This window comes from Prevotella sp. MGM2 (genome assembly GCF_002933955.1).
Classification (GTDB): domain Bacteria; phylum Bacteroidota; class Bacteroidia; order Bacteroidales; family Bacteroidaceae; genus Alloprevotella.
In genome coordinates, this window is sequence record NZ_BEWW01000283.1 from 86,747 (window position 1) to 99,668 (window position 12,922).

Here is a 12,922-nt window from a genome sequence, read left to right on the forward strand (position 1 = left end):
TAATTACGACTATGAAGCATAAGTTTCAGTTCGATAAAAAGACGGGCACTATGGTGCCTACCAGTGACGCCGTAGCTCAGGGGCTTCAAGCCAATGTACATAGAGACGTAGTGCAGTCCAAACCTGACGAAAACACCACGAAGCCGGTATTTCAGCAAGAAAACCGTATAGAAGTTAAGGGTGGAACTGCTAATGTACGACAGAATCAAATTGTGCGTATGCAGCGTGTTAACCATCCAACCCCTATTCAGTTGGTGGATGAAAATGAATTGCCCGAAGCATATCTGGATTCCATCACAACTGGAGTGATGATGTTCAGAGAACTGGAGGACTATGACATCTGCCAGATTACTGATGAAAAAACCGGCAAAGCACTTGCATACATTGGGGGATACGCTCTTCAGATCAATTTTAATATGGCAGAGCTAAATACGATGGAGCGTATTGAGCAGTGTTTACAAGGTATTGTAAAATTGTTCCGGCATAAAATAATGAGCCAAAATCTCAGAGAAGATTCTACTGAAAAATGATGTGTTGAGCCTTTGTGAGCTTATTTTCTATTATCTATAAAGAACCAATGTATTTATAGCATAATGGAAAAAAGTAAGCTCACAGACTTAGAAGAGAAGTTCTGTTTGGTATATGCCTGCGGGCCTTCTCCATATAACGGCAATGCCCAAAAAACATTTGATCTTGTTTTCAATAACAATACTGGGCTATTGTTTGATCCAGATGAAGTTGAAAGCAATGCTCGAAAAGATGTAGAGGTTGCTATTCAAGTTAGACAACTTATGTTACGCGACGATATAAGGGAGCGCATCAGCCAGATTCAGAATGATAATTTGGTTGATGCAGCTACCCTTAAACCTCGTTTGACTTCTATGTTGCTGAAGATTGCAGATGAATGTTCCACACTGATGGTTTGTGACAAGTTTGGTGTCACTCTTTCTCCGGCGGCATTACGTGCTGTGTCTGTTAATGCTGCCAGCAAACTGATAGATATGTACGGTATCAAAGAAGATATTGCGCATAAGGTTATGCTGGAAGGTGCAGATGGCGATGGCATTACATTTAATCTCATTGTTCCTGAAATCAATAAGGACAATAGTGTTGATAAGGTGATTGAATAACTCATTAATTTTTAACTAACTATCATGGATAATAAGACTAATTCAATCATCGGAGACTTTGTTATCAACAATGCCAAGACGATTTTTACCTTCATTGTATTTGTCTGTGGACTTTATATTCAGTATCAGGCAAGTATGATGAGAATAGATCAAATGGAAAAAGAAATTGCTCAGATCAAGGTGCAGGTCGATGATCAGTATGTGAAACTTGACAATATGAAACTTGATAAGGCTGTATTTGAAGCTACCATGCGGTCTTTTGCCGATATGTCAACTGATATTCGGCAAATAAGAGACAGGTTAGAAGATATTCTGGGGGATTACCCACACCGAAATTCACAACAGCATCCAAATCAATGAATGAATTAAAAATCGGAGATCAGATTACTATCCGATATTCAAAAAAATTGGAGCAAAATGGGAATAGCCTTTTGACTAACCGGACTGGTGTTGTGACGAGGATTCTCTATACTGGAGGCAATTTAACCGGTGCTTATGTCGATGTCAAGGTTATGAGAAGAATCAGAAATTATTACATACCTATTTGCTCTATAGAAGGCCCTGATAGAATTAATCGAATGAGAACCCTAAGTATATTAAAATCAACAATATTATAACATCATGGAAATATTAAAGAAGGGCAGTAGAGGTGAATCTGTTAAAACTTTACAGAACGCTCTTCATCTAATGCCGGACGGCATTTTTGGTTCTTTGACAGAAGAAGCGGTCAAACAACATCAAAGGTCTTATGGACTTAAAGTTGATGGTATTGTTGGACCAAATACTTGGGCTGTATTGAGAACCGGCGAAGTGACTCAACTCCTTAAAAGTAAACGCAAAATCAAAGAAATCATCGTACATTGTTCTGCCACTCCAGAGGGTAAGGACTTTACAGTAGCTGACATTAGAGCTTGGCACTTACAGCGAGGCTTTTCTGATATTGGCTATCATTATGTGATTTACCGTGATGGCTCTGTACATAAGGGGCGTGACATTAATATCTCTGGAGCTCATTGTACCGGTCACAATTCTATCAGTATCGGTATCTGCTATATTGGTGGTCAGACTGCCGATGGTACTCCTAAAGATACGCGCACTGATGCTCAGAAGAAGGCTTTGCTGAAGCTTTTGAAAGAACTGAAGAAACTATATCCTAATGCTACAATACATGGTCATAAGGAATTTGCAGCAAAAGCTTGCCCATGTTTTGAAGTAAAAGACGAATATTTTAAGCTCTAATTTATTGTTTATGTGGAAGTTGATATTAAATAAGGTTGGAATTTTCCTTGTTATTGGTATTCTTTGCTTTGCTCTATATGATGCAAATCGTAAGGCATCAGCATACCATCAGAGGGCAAATACTTTAGAGACCACTATCAATGATTTGAATCAAGAGATCGAATATACCAAAATTCGCTTGAATGATTCAGTAGCTTTATATCAGGCAGAAGTCAAAAGTCTGAATATGACACATGACAACCTGAAAGCGAAATATGATAGACTTTTGGCTGCTTCTAAGGTTCGTCCTAAAGATGTAGGTTCTGTTACGGAAGTTACTTCAGTTACACAAAGTAAAGACACTGTGATAGCAGTTGTTGATTCCTTTGGTGGATTGACAGCAAGCTTAGAAGATTCGTTTGTGAATATTGATGTCGAGGTATTACCAGACAAGAATACTATTATAGATTATGAAGTGCGAGACAGCTTGACCATACTTAATGTTCAGAAGAAGCACTCATGGCTTTTCGGTTTGATTAAATGGAAAGAACATAAAAGTGTCCGGGTCATTAATCATAATCCTAAAGCAAAGATAGTCAATTTACAAACTATTGATGTAATAGAATAATGGAAAAGAAAACAAAACCCGTAACACCGCAAGGTCTCAAACAAATCGGCAAAAATATTTCCAACTCTTTGAATAAAGTCAAATGCAACAGTTAAGAAAGATTGGATTTTAGGTTTTAATTAATAATTTGTTATTAAGCTTGATCCACTCTACTGTGAAGTAGGGTGGATTTTTATTGCCAAACTATTATTAGTAAAAGAAAAACATGGCAAAATTGGAACGACCTCGTGGTCTCAAAATAACTTTCAAACCATCTGCAAGGCAATATGAGCTATGGACCGCACTGCAACCTAACCATTGTGATAAGTGCGGAGGCAAGCTTGTAATGAAGCCTAATGGGTTTGATAAATTAGGTCATCGTATATATCAAGCTACTTGTGAGCAATGCGGAAATACAGACATTCCGGAACAAGTATTGGGTGGCGGTTCTGCCGGCGGTGGCAAGTCTTATATAGGTTGCTGCTGGCTGGTGTGTAGCTGTATGCAATTTGAGGGGATCCGTATGGTTGTCGCTCGTAAGGTTCGTAAGACATTGTTGGAAACAACTTGGGTTACGCTTAAAGATGTGCTTCGGACATGGGGCTTGAAACAGGATATTCATTATCACATCAACAATGTTACTTATGTTATTACCTTCTGGAATGGGTCTGAAATTATAGCAATGGATTTGACCCCCAGTCCACAAGACCCTGATTTTAACTCATTGGGTTCTTTGGAAATCACGGGAGGTTTTATTGACGAGGTATCTGAGGTGTCAGAAAAAGCTGTGGAAGTTCTTACATCTCGTATTCGTTATAAGATTGCTGAGACATTTGTCGTCGGTAAACTTTTTATGTCAACCAACCCCTGCTTGACTTGGGTGCGCTCGACCTTTGTGATGACCGATGATGGCGATCCTGTGGAATTGCAGACCGGTTATCGTTACATTCCTTTTAGCTTATTTGATAATCCTAACGAACAGTTCCGAGCTATCTATTACAATAAGCTCAGTAAACTGCGCAATAAGGCTGACCGTGACCGTCTGCTTTATGGGAACTGGTTATTTACTACAAGTAATAAGATGGCTGCATATTGGAATTTTGATGGCGATAAGCATCTGATACATAATCTTCGTGAACAGGCATACGACCCTTTGAAGCCGCTTATTCTTAGCTTTGACTTCAATGTTAATCCATACATGAGCTGTCTGCCGATGCAGATAGATTTTGATGAAAAGATTGTTTATGTCTTTCCTGAATATGTTGGTTATCCTAAAGATAAGCGCAACAACACTCCGGCATTTACACGATGGATTGCTTCTCAGCTTGTAACAGACGGTCAGATTGGCGGTGTATTACTGACTGGAGATCCGGCTGGTTTATCACGCTCCACTCAAACTGAAGAGGGTGTAAATAACTTTACGATTGCCAATAAGAATATGACCAATGCTGTATTAAAACCTAAAATACAGTTATTGAGCAAACAGCCGGCAGTAGTGACACGACTGGAATTTATCAATGAATTGTTACACAACTTTCAGGGATGGAAAATCTATATTGATGCCCGTTGTCATAGACTGATTGAGGATTTTGTATATCAGAAAAAGAATCCTGATGGCACTAAGGAGAAAAAGAAAATTCTCAATGATGCTGGTGAAAGAGTAGAGCGTTGGGGTCACTTTTCAGACTGTTTTGATTATGCAATGATATATTATCTCAGTCAGGCTTATTCCAAATACAAGACAGCATCGACCGAAATAGTAACCACTATTGATTCCAATGACACTGTTTATGGTGATTTTGACTATTAATAATAAACATCAAGAACAATGGCATACAATCGTTTTCTGACAAATAGGGATTATTGCTCCATTGCTACTGAAGAGCACATGAAGCAAATCATTCGTGATGTTCCGGACCGCATACCGCAAGCCGAACAAAGGGCTGAAATGCAGATACTGGAATATCTTGATCAATATTATGAGATTGAAAAAATTTTGGCAGTTGGTAAGAATATCCGTGAATACAATGTTGGCGTTTCTTATCCAGGGCAGGTATGGATAAGAAAGGATGAAGAGATTTATAAACATCTATTCCGGGTTGAGCGTAAAATTTGAGTGCAAATTTTGTTTACCGAGTGAATGTTTGAGAACTGACACATTGATTAAACTACATAAAGCCTTGTAGTTCAACGGATAGAACGAGGGTTTCCTAAACCTTAAATCGGGGTTCGATTCCCCGCAGGGCTACAAAATCAAGCCTCACCTTTTCCGGGTGGGGCTTTTTTGTTTCCTCACTTTCCGCAAAAAATGACTAATTTTGCGTGAGAATGTTCTACAATAGTTCTACAAGAGAAAATGGCAACTTTCAAAGCAGAGGTGTATGCTCACCAAAAGAGAGCTGACGGCACTTATAACATAAAAATCCGCGTTACTCACAAGCAGCGCAAAAAGTATCTCTCTACTCCGTGGTATGTGGGTAAAGAGGATTTGACACGCGCCCTCAAGCTCAAAAACCAAAAGTACATCGACATGGTAGAGGATACATTGCGCCGCTACCGCGCTATATGTAACAGTGTGGGCGAGGGTCTGGACGATATGACCGTGGAGCAGGTCGTTGAGTTGCTGGCAAAGGATAGAGAAAAACCCTTTGACTTGGATATTGTAGCCTACACCGAGGCTTTCATCGCCAAGCTGGAGAAAGACGGACGAGGCGGGACCGCTAAAGCCTATAAGGTGGCAATAAACAGTCTGAAACGATTTGCCGAGCGTGAGGTTGTAAGCATTAAGGAAATCACGGTACAATTCCTCAATGACTGGATAGCATGGATAGCCAAGCAGCCACCACGGAAAGACTGCAAGAAAGGAGACCGCGCCCAAAGCCTGTATCTCGCGCAACTCCGGGCAATGTATAACCGAGCTAAGAAAGAATTTAACGATGAGGAAGCCGGAATTATCCGCATACCTTTCTCTCCGTTCAACAAGGTAGAGATACCAAAGCCCTCGCTATCCCGCAAACGCGCCCTAACCCTGGAGCAAATGCGGGCCTTTGCTCAAATACCCTACACCACGATTTTGCAACCCGGAGTAAACCGATTCAACTTTGCTAAGGACGTTTTTCTTTTGAGCTTTTTTCTTATCGGCATGAACGCCGCCGACCTATTCGCCGCGACCGACATCGCGGACGGCCGCATAACCTACCAACGCCAAAAGACGCGCAACCGCCGTGCCGACAAAGCGGAAATCTCCATAAGAATTGAGCCGGAGGCGCAGGCTCTTGTGGATAAGTACCACGACCCCACGGGGCAAAGGGTGTTCAATTTCTATCGGCTCTATTCATCCACCGACACATTTTGCGCTGCGCTCAACAAAGGGCTGAAACGCATAGGCAAGATTATCGGCGTTGATGATTTGGAGTTTTACGCGGCCCGGCATAGTTGGGCTACGATAGCCAACAATGACGCTGGAGTTGACAAATATACGGTGCATACCGCCCTAAACCATGTTGACGAGAATATGCGTGTAACCGACATCTACATTCGTAAGAGCTGGGATAAGATAGACGCTGCCAACCGCGCCGTGCTTGATTTTCTGGCATTGGATTTACCGAGTGTTGACGAGCCTAAAAAATAGAGTTTTGCCTAAGCAAAATTTGTAACATCTTGAATATCAGTAGTGCATTTTGATAATTTTGCCTAAGCAAAATGTTCCACGGATATTTTAGGGCGAAAATGGCTTAAAAATAGACTCTCAAACACACTTTTTTAACCTCGTTTTGCTTAGGCAAAATTTTGTAATACCGCATAAATCAACTCTTTAACAATTCGGTTTTGCTTAGGCAAAATGTTCCACACCCTAAAATTTTGCTTAAGCAAAATCGCAATATCTTGACAATCAGCACGTTTTAACTTTTGCCTAAGCAAAATCAGAAAATTACCGTTTTGCTTAAGCAAAATTTGTAAGTCGCTGAAATTCAAGATACTTTTTAGGCGGTTTTGCTTAAGCAAAATTTTGCCTCGCGCCTGCGCGCATAATGCGCCTGCGCGCGTATATATACACACTATATTATATTAAGAGTATATGTATATTGAAATAGGGGGTGTGGGGGAAAGAACAAAAAAGAGCGACATCCGAAAATGCCGCCCTTTCTTTGCTTACTGTTCAAACATCTTGCCGGAGCCTGTCAAGAGCCATTTGGCGTTAACTCCATACTCGGTTATCATTGGCTGGAGCCACGATACTTGAAACCACCCCCTATCCAAGTCTTTCCGATTTGCGATAAGGTTGCGCCGGTCTATCTCGTATAGTCGGCAATAGGTGTTCACGCCGCGAATACGTTTCATGGCGATTATCGCGTCGAGGGCGCAATAAAAACGCTCCATGATTTGCTTACTTATCGGAGTATTCATTGCGGCTCTATTCTCGTTATGGCTGTAAGGTCATCGTTAAGATACCATTTCTCTTTGTGGAGTACCTTAGCCCCCATTGCATTGTTGGCTCTATAAGTATGCTCGACAAAACGAAAGAGAACGCTATCCGGGTTGCTGCCTAAGCTCTCAAAGTAGGGTCGTATCTCCATTGTCTTGTTGAAAATTGAATCGGCAGACCATCCCTCAGCTCTCCCCTTTGCTCTAACCTGTTCCATTGCGTATAGCACAATGGTATATTCTTGAGGCTTTCCAAGCTCGACACACTCGTAGCTTTCCGGGTCGTTGAAATTTTGCTTAACGTAATCATCAACGGCCTTTTCATAGGATTCTTGGCAGGCAGTGAGGGCTATCGCCAACACTAATATTGCAATTAGCTTTTTCATAGTCCTACTCGTTCAATGCTCTCACAAGCTCAACATCCGCTTTAAGCTGGTATAGCTCATCAAGGGGCTGGCCGGTGATTTTTGCAGTTGTTATCGCTTTCTCTATCTCTATCAGTACCCGGAGGCTTTCATCGGGATTTACCCGGTTTACGTTGGTGAGGCTTTCCTTGAAAAGCTCAATCACCATTCGGTAATATTTGTTCATGCCATTACGATATTTAGTTTCTGTTCGATTATTGACAATAGGCGGTTAACCTGTTGCTGCGCCACGTCAACCTGCGCTTGCGCTCGGTCAACTTGCGCCTGCGCCCTACGGGTTATCTCGTGGGCTTCTTTGGTAAGGCTTGCTTGGGCTGTCAACGCCTCTATCACCTTGTCAACCTCAAAGCCAAAGTTGCATGGCGGGTTGTTGGTGAAATCATGGCCGGCGAATTGTGGGTTATCTCCCGTTATCGGCCCGTGGAAATGTTGACCGCCGCCGTTGTTGTCTTGGCTTATGAGCATAGCCCCCTCGCCTTTCTCCAACCATTCAAGATTGAGGTCGGGGACTAAACTCTTTAATTTCTCGGTAAAGTTTTTAGGCTCTACTACCTTGCCATTGATGAGCTGGGAAAAGGCAGATTCGTTGTTGTAGCCCAATTTTGTGCCTAAATCCTTTTGGCTGGTCGCTATCCCAATGCTTATGAGGTGGCGCACTAAAATTTTGTATCTGTCTATCTTGTTCATTATCAGCTTGTTTGAGATTTGAGCAAAAATTTTTCCTAAATTTTTTACCTAAACATTTGGCTGTGTTGGTAAAGTTCTTTATCTTTGCACCATAATCAGTTTTGTAGTGTCGCAAAGATACAAAAAATTGTGCTTACGGAACACATAACACTATAAGAATTATAATGGAGAACAAGAAAAAAACAAGGTTTCGCCAATTCTATGACGCTCTGCCCCCAAAGGCTGAGGTAGCCCCAAAAACGGCTTTCGTTAAGAAAATCGCCGCTTTGTGTAAAGTGCATGAGGTTACGGTACGCTGCTGGATAGCCGGCACTCAAAAGCCGGATGCACTCAAAACCTCTATTATTTCCAAAGAGTTAGGTATTCCCGAACAAGAATTATTCACATAAAAATTGCAACACCGATGACAGGAACACAAATTTACAACACCGTCTGGCTCTGCATTTGGCTCTTATGCCTCGCCGGGGCTATCTGGGGAGTATGCGCCGGTAATCCGATGCACTGGCTTTTCGTAGCCGCTTCTCTCTATTTTTCGGGCTTACTCTTTCTCGACAAAGAGGACGGGGAAAGCCTCAAGGATTTGCTTATTCGCAAAATCAAAGCTCACAAAGCGCATAAGGTAGCAAAGCAATGACAATCACAATGGAATTGTACGAACTGAAAACGCTATGCGCGAATATGGCGGCTCTTGGTGTTGCGACCTACCAAAAGGAAGCGGCTCCGGCAAGCGACCTTATTTCTCAACGTGAGGCGTATAGTCAATTCCAAGAGGTGAGGGTTAAACGCTGGGTGGAAAGCGGATTGATAACGCCACAACGTAACGGGTCCGCAAAAAACTCCAAACGCTACTATTCACGCGCCGAACTGATGGCAATCAATCAAGCCGAAAGGTTAAACACAATAATTCACAGATAGCATGAAAACTATTAAGCTAAAATCGCTATCGCTCGTAAACTTTAAGGGAGTGCGAGAGTTTCATGCCGATTTCACCAATGCGGTAACGCTGGTATCTGGCGAGAACGGCACGGGCAAGACCACGCTCTATGATGCTTACTTGTGGCTGCTATTCGGAAAGGATAGCGCAGGCCGTGGCGATGGCAACGGGGGCTTTAATGTCAAGACCCTCGACAAGAACGGAAAACCTATCTATCGTCTGGAACACTCCGTAACAGGTGTGTTTGACGTGGACGGGAGAGAGATTAAACTGCAACGCTGCCTTGTGGAGAAATGGAACAAGGTAAACGGCACTACCGATGAGGTGATGAAAGATGAAACACAGTTTTTCATTAACGATGTGCGTTGCGGCACCAAAAAGGAGTATCAAGCCGAAATCTCCGAGATTATCCCCGAAGATGTATTTAGGCTGATAACCAACCCCTACCTATTCCCCCGCCTGTCGGCCGAGGACCAGAAAGAAATGTTGCTCCAAATGGTAGGCAACATATCCGATGACGAGGTGGCCGCTTTAAGCCCGGAATTTATGGCGTTGCTCGACCATATCAACGGCACGTCCTTAATCAAATACGCCCAAGAGGTAGCCGCCAAGAAAAAGAGTTGTAATGACGCACTCACAACCATACCCTCAAACATCGAAACTGCGCAAAAGTTAATGCCCGAAGATGAGGACTGGGCCGCGCTGGAAAGTGAGCTTGCCGACAAGAAAAAAAGCCTCGCCGACATTGACGCTCAACTTTCCGATGTGAGCGCAGCGGCCAATGCCGCCAACCAGCGCAAGGTAGAACTTATGCGCTTACAGGGAGAAAAGCGTCTGGCGTTAGGCAACCGTCAGAATGAAATCCGTGTGCAAGCCAATTCCGACCGCAACAAAGCTATCTCCGACTTAGAGGCAATGGAGAGTGAGCTTGCCACAATGGAGCGCAACATTGCCACAAAGACCCGTGAGCTTGAAACCGTGCAAGGCACTATATCCAAGCTCGACAAGGATATTGTAGGCTTACGCGAGGACTTTAAGGCCGTGGCGTTAGAGGTATTCGTTGAGCCGACCAAAGAGAGCCTCGTCTGCCCCACTTGTGGCGAACCGCTGAAAGGTGATAATCTCGCCAAAACGCTTGATAGAATCCGTGGCAACTTTGAGCAGGACAAAGCCAAACGCCAAAAGGAGATACAGGCTCGTGGAATACCAATGCGCAAGTCGCTCGACCAAGCAAAGGCTGATGAAACGCGCCTTACCGGGCAAATCTCAACACTCCAAGACCGGGTGCTGGAGCTGAAAGGCAAAATCGAATATGCCAAAGCGCATATTCCCGCCGCGCTCAATGTTGAGGAAATAATCGGAACCGACCCTCAATGCGTTGCGCTTGCCAACGAAATAGAGGAACTGAACAACCGGATTTACGCCGATGAGAAGCCGGCCGACACAAGCGAACTCCAAGAGGCAAAAGCCATGTTGTCGGAAAGTATCGCCGAACTCAACCGCCGGCTGGGTAAGCGTGAGGTAATCGCCCGCTGCCGAAAGGAAATCTCCGAGTTAGAGGAAAAGCGGATTGCCAACAATCAAGCCATAGCCGATTTGGAGTGCTGGGAGGACACTTACACGCGCTTCCTTAAAGCCAAAGATGAAATGCTCTATGAGCGTATCAACGGCCTTTTCAAGTACGTTTCTTTCTCTTTCCTCAAAGAGCAAAAGAACGGTGGTGAGAAAATCACTTGTGTATGCACGGTGAACGGCACCCCCTATCCCGATGTGAACGCCGCCGGAAAGCTCAATGCCGGACTTGACATAATCAACGCCTTATGCGTAGCCAAAGGCTTTTCCGCGCCTATCTTTATTGACAACCGCGAAAGTGTCAATGAGGTAATCCCCACAATCTCGCAGGTTATCAATCTGCGCGTGAGCTATGACAGAACTCTAACAATTCAATAGTTACCACAATGACACAGACAAGACAAGCAGCTCCGATGACTGCACCCGCGCCGGCCCCACAGACGGCACCGGCAAAGAAATCGCCTGTCAATCAACTTAACGAGGTGCTTAACAATGGTGCAATCAAAAAACAATTTGAGAACGCCCTCCAGCAGAACGCCTCAACATTTATGGCGGCCGTTCTGGAACTTTTCAGCACGGACGGCAAGCTCCAGCTATGCGACCCTACCCTCGTAGTGAAAGAAGCCTTAAAAGCGGCCGTTCTGCGCCTGCCTATCAATAAGGCTCTCGGACAGGCTTTCATCATTGCCTACAACAACACTGTTACGCTGCCGGACGGCTCCAAGCGCAAGCAGTATGAGCCGACTTTCCAGATAGGCTATAAGGGTTTATATCAACTCGCAATGCGCACGGGTCAGTATCGCATTATCAACGCCGATGTGGTGTATGAGGGCGAACTCAAAAAGAAATCCAAGCTCACGGGCGAAATCGACTTAGACGGAGACCGCAAGAGCGAAACCGTGATAGGCTACTTTGCCTATATCGAATTGCTCAACGGCTATCACAAGGCACTCTACATGAGTGTAGAGGAAATAGCCATACACGCCAAACGCTACTCAAAAGCAATTAAGGGCAATCGTGATGTAACCGTTCAATCGCTTATGGAACTTTCCAAACTCCCCGTGGTAGCTGATAGCGGCTCTCTGGGCTGGCTCGGAAACTTTCACGGCATGGCGATTAAGACCGTGCTAAGGAATCTACTAAGTAAATATGGCTATCTCTCCGTGGAACTCCAGCAGGCACTTGATAGCGATGACGGGGCCGCAACACAAAGCGTTGTCAAAGCTCCGACCGCTGACACTGCCGGCGTAGCGACCGCACAAGCGGTTGATGCAACTACGGTGGAGTATGAGGACATTACCCCTGCCCCCGCTGAGGTGGAGAGTGAGGAAGCCCAAGTAATCGAATGTGGATTTTAACACTATGGCAATGGAGATTTGGAAAGCAGTTGTAGGCTTCGAGGGATATTATGAAATATCCTCTCTTGGTAGGCTGAAATCGTATGTGCGTAACTCAAAGGGCGTTATTCGCTCTTTGAAAAATGGCACAAGCGACTATATCCGCATATCGCTTATGGCAAATGGAGCTAAGAAAACGGCTCTTTTGCATAGGTTAGTTTATGAGGCTTTTGTCGGCCCGATAGCACCCGGTATGGAAATTCACCATAAGGATGGAAATCGTCAAAACAACTGCATTTCAAATCTCCAATGTCTTTCAAAGAAAGCCCATCATGTTGAAACAATCCGCAAATCTCCGACTATAACAAAAGGAATAGTGGAGTACAACACCCTAACAAAGATTAAAGCGGTTGCGCAATACACACTTGATGGTATTTTCGTTGCCAAATATCCCAGTATCAAGGCTGCGGCTCATGCAACCGGAATATGTGAACGTAACATTGCACAAGTTGCTAATAGAGAGGAATACAAATCGGGTAAAGTGCGGAAACAAGCAGGTGGCTTTAATTGGGAAATAGCAAAATGAG

General features: G+C 43.9%; 19 protein-coding genes and 1 tRNA gene. 15 read left to right on the plus strand and 5 right to left on the minus strand.

Features of this window, described 5'->3' with window-relative positions:
• The first annotated feature begins 11 nt into the window (after positions 1–11).
• The 9 genes from C5S62_RS08010 (at position 12) to C5S62_RS08055 (ending at position 6,586) form a co-directional block, all read left to right on the plus strand.
• Positions 12–530, plus strand: coding sequence for a hypothetical protein (locus C5S62_RS08010; RefSeq protein WP_104404859.1), 519 nt, complete (start codon positions 12–14; stop codon positions 528–530).
• Between the two features lie 63 nt (positions 531–593).
• Positions 594–1,130, plus strand: coding sequence for a hypothetical protein (locus C5S62_RS08015; RefSeq protein WP_104404860.1), 537 nt, complete (start codon positions 594–596; stop codon positions 1,128–1,130).
• Positions 1,131–1,154: 24 nt separating this feature from the next.
• Entirely contained in the window at positions 1,155–1,490 is a 336-nt protein-coding gene (locus tag C5S62_RS08020; RefSeq protein WP_104404861.1) for a hypothetical protein, read from the plus strand.
• A 261-nt stretch (positions 1,491–1,751) separates the two neighbouring features.
• A complete protein-coding gene (locus tag C5S62_RS08030) occupies positions 1,752–2,369 on the plus strand; it encodes an N-acetylmuramoyl-L-alanine amidase (RefSeq protein ID WP_104404863.1) in 618 nt (205 codons plus the stop codon).
• Between the two features lie 10 nt (positions 2,370–2,379).
• Positions 2,380–2,976, plus strand: coding sequence for a DUF6549 family protein (locus C5S62_RS08035; RefSeq protein ID WP_104404864.1), 597 nt, complete (start codon positions 2,380–2,382; stop codon positions 2,974–2,976).
• Positions 2,977–3,181: 205 nt separating this feature from the next.
• On the plus strand, positions 3,182–4,765 hold the full coding sequence (locus C5S62_RS08040; protein ID WP_104404865.1) for a phage terminase large subunit: 1,584 nt from the start codon (positions 3,182–3,184) through the stop codon (positions 4,763–4,765).
• 78 nt (positions 4,766–4,843) lie between these two features.
• A complete protein-coding gene (locus C5S62_RS08045) occupies positions 4,844–5,071 on the plus strand; it encodes a hypothetical protein (protein ID WP_133159544.1) in 228 nt (75 codons plus the stop codon).
• A 60-nt stretch (positions 5,072–5,131) separates the two neighbouring features.
• A tRNA-Arg gene (locus C5S62_RS08050) sits at positions 5,132–5,203 on the plus strand.
• 108 nt (positions 5,204–5,311) lie between these two features.
• Positions 5,312–6,586 carry a site-specific integrase gene (locus C5S62_RS08055; RefSeq protein ID WP_223301187.1) on the plus strand — a complete coding sequence of 425 codons (1,275 nt, stop codon included), beginning with the start codon at positions 5,312–5,314 and terminating at the stop codon, positions 6,584–6,586.
• Positions 6,587–6,732: 146 nt separating this feature from the next.
• Here the strand turns inward: C5S62_RS08055 and C5S62_RS08060 are convergent, their stop codons facing one another.
• The 5 genes from C5S62_RS08060 to C5S62_RS08080 form a co-directional block, all read right to left on the minus strand.
• The gene (locus C5S62_RS08060; RefSeq protein WP_104404867.1) at positions 6,733–6,960 is read right to left on the minus strand and encodes a hypothetical protein; all 228 of its coding nucleotides are present in this window, start codon (positions 6,958–6,960) and stop codon (positions 6,733–6,735) included.
• A 147-nt stretch (positions 6,961–7,107) separates the two neighbouring features.
• Positions 7,108–7,362, minus strand: coding sequence for a hypothetical protein (locus C5S62_RS08065; protein WP_223301188.1), 255 nt, complete (start codon positions 7,360–7,362; stop codon positions 7,108–7,110).
• Positions 7,359–7,766, minus strand: a complete 408-nt coding sequence (locus C5S62_RS08070) for a membrane lipoprotein lipid attachment site-containing protein (protein WP_104404868.1) — start codon at positions 7,764–7,766, stop codon at positions 7,359–7,361. The genes C5S62_RS08065 and C5S62_RS08070 overlap by 4 nt, the downstream gene beginning before the upstream one ends.
• Positions 7,767–7,770: 4 nt before the next feature.
• Entirely contained in the window at positions 7,771–7,971 is a 201-nt protein-coding gene (locus C5S62_RS08075; RefSeq protein WP_104404869.1) for a hypothetical protein, read from the minus strand.
• Positions 7,968–8,492: a hypothetical protein gene (locus C5S62_RS08080; protein ID WP_104404870.1), complete on the minus strand. Its 525-nt coding sequence runs from the start codon at positions 8,490–8,492 to the stop codon at positions 7,968–7,970. The genes C5S62_RS08075 and C5S62_RS08080 overlap by 4 nt, the downstream gene beginning before the upstream one ends.
• A 164-nt stretch (positions 8,493–8,656) precedes the next feature.
• Between C5S62_RS08080 and C5S62_RS08085 the strand changes: the two genes are divergently transcribed.
• From C5S62_RS08085 to C5S62_RS08110, 6 genes are read left to right on the plus strand one after another with little or no spacing between them, the layout of a single operon-like run.
• Positions 8,657–8,881: a hypothetical protein gene (locus C5S62_RS08085; RefSeq protein WP_104404871.1), complete on the plus strand. Its 225-nt coding sequence runs from the start codon at positions 8,657–8,659 to the stop codon at positions 8,879–8,881.
• 14 nt (positions 8,882–8,895) lie between these two features.
• Positions 8,896–9,126, plus strand: coding sequence for a hypothetical protein (locus C5S62_RS08090; RefSeq protein WP_104404872.1), 231 nt, complete (start codon positions 8,896–8,898; stop codon positions 9,124–9,126).
• A complete protein-coding gene (locus C5S62_RS08095; protein WP_104404873.1) occupies positions 9,123–9,407 on the plus strand; it encodes a hypothetical protein in 285 nt (94 codons plus the stop codon). Before C5S62_RS08090 ends, C5S62_RS08095 begins: the two co-directional genes overlap by 4 nt.
• Before the next feature lies 1 nt (position 9,408).
• Complete coding sequence (locus C5S62_RS08100; protein ID WP_104404874.1) at positions 9,409–11,376, plus strand: AAA family ATPase; 1,968 nt, start codon at positions 9,409–9,411, stop codon at positions 11,374–11,376.
• An 8-nt stretch (positions 11,377–11,384) separates the two neighbouring features.
• Entirely contained in the window at positions 11,385–12,356 is a 972-nt protein-coding gene (locus C5S62_RS08105; protein ID WP_223301189.1) for a recombinase RecT, read from the plus strand.
• A 4-nt stretch (positions 12,357–12,360) separates the two neighbouring features.
• Positions 12,361–12,921 carry an HNH endonuclease gene (locus tag C5S62_RS08110; protein WP_104404875.1) on the plus strand — a complete coding sequence of 187 codons (561 nt, stop codon included), beginning with the start codon at positions 12,361–12,363 and terminating at the stop codon, positions 12,919–12,921.
• Position 12,922: the final 1 nt, after the last annotated feature.

Excerpts from the sequence above, each read along its gene's own strand:
- C5S62_RS08100 (WP_104404874.1), top strand. The coding sequence starts at position 9,409 with ATGAAAACTATTAAGCTAAAATCGCTATCGCTCGTAAACTTTAAGGGA.
- C5S62_RS08095 (WP_104404873.1), top strand. The coding sequence starts at position 9,123 with ATGACAATCACAATGGAATTGTACGAACTGAAAACGCTATGCGCGAAT.
- C5S62_RS08040 (WP_104404865.1), top strand. The coding sequence starts at position 3,182 with ATGGCAAAATTGGAACGACCTCGTGGTCTCAAAATAACTTTCAAACCA.
- C5S62_RS08075 (WP_104404869.1), bottom strand. The coding sequence starts at position 7,971 with ATGAACAAATATTACCGAATGGTGATTGAGCTTTTCAAGGAAAGCCTC.
- C5S62_RS08065 (WP_223301188.1), bottom strand. The coding sequence starts at position 7,362 with ATGAATACTCCGATAAGTAAGCAAATCATGGAGCGTTTTTATTGCGCC.
- C5S62_RS08035 (WP_104404864.1), top strand. The coding sequence starts at position 2,380 with ATGTGGAAGTTGATATTAAATAAGGTTGGAATTTTCCTTGTTATTGGT.
- C5S62_RS08020 (WP_104404861.1), top strand. The coding sequence starts at position 1,155 with ATGGATAATAAGACTAATTCAATCATCGGAGACTTTGTTATCAACAAT.
- C5S62_RS08030 (WP_104404863.1), top strand. The coding sequence starts at position 1,752 with ATGGAAATATTAAAGAAGGGCAGTAGAGGTGAATCTGTTAAAACTTTA.
- C5S62_RS08055 (WP_223301187.1), top strand. The coding sequence starts at position 5,312 with ATGGCAACTTTCAAAGCAGAGGTGTATGCTCACCAAAAGAGAGCTGAC.
- C5S62_RS08090 (WP_104404872.1), top strand. The coding sequence starts at position 8,896 with ATGACAGGAACACAAATTTACAACACCGTCTGGCTCTGCATTTGGCTC.
- C5S62_RS08070 (WP_104404868.1), bottom strand. The coding sequence starts at position 7,766 with ATGAAAAAGCTAATTGCAATATTAGTGTTGGCGATAGCCCTCACTGCC.
- C5S62_RS08010 (WP_104404859.1), top strand. The coding sequence starts at position 12 with ATGAAGCATAAGTTTCAGTTCGATAAAAAGACGGGCACTATGGTGCCT.
- C5S62_RS08085 (WP_104404871.1), top strand. The coding sequence starts at position 8,657 with ATGGAGAACAAGAAAAAAACAAGGTTTCGCCAATTCTATGACGCTCTG.
- C5S62_RS08045 (WP_133159544.1), top strand. The coding sequence starts at position 4,844 with ATGAAGCAAATCATTCGTGATGTTCCGGACCGCATACCGCAAGCCGAA.
- C5S62_RS08015 (WP_104404860.1), top strand. The coding sequence starts at position 594 with ATGGAAAAAAGTAAGCTCACAGACTTAGAAGAGAAGTTCTGTTTGGTA.
- C5S62_RS08080 (WP_104404870.1), bottom strand. The coding sequence starts at position 8,492 with ATGAACAAGATAGACAGATACAAAATTTTAGTGCGCCACCTCATAAGC.
- C5S62_RS08105 (WP_223301189.1), top strand. The coding sequence starts at position 11,385 with ATGACACAGACAAGACAAGCAGCTCCGATGACTGCACCCGCGCCGGCC.
- C5S62_RS08110 (WP_104404875.1), top strand. The coding sequence starts at position 12,361 with ATGGCAATGGAGATTTGGAAAGCAGTTGTAGGCTTCGAGGGATATTAT.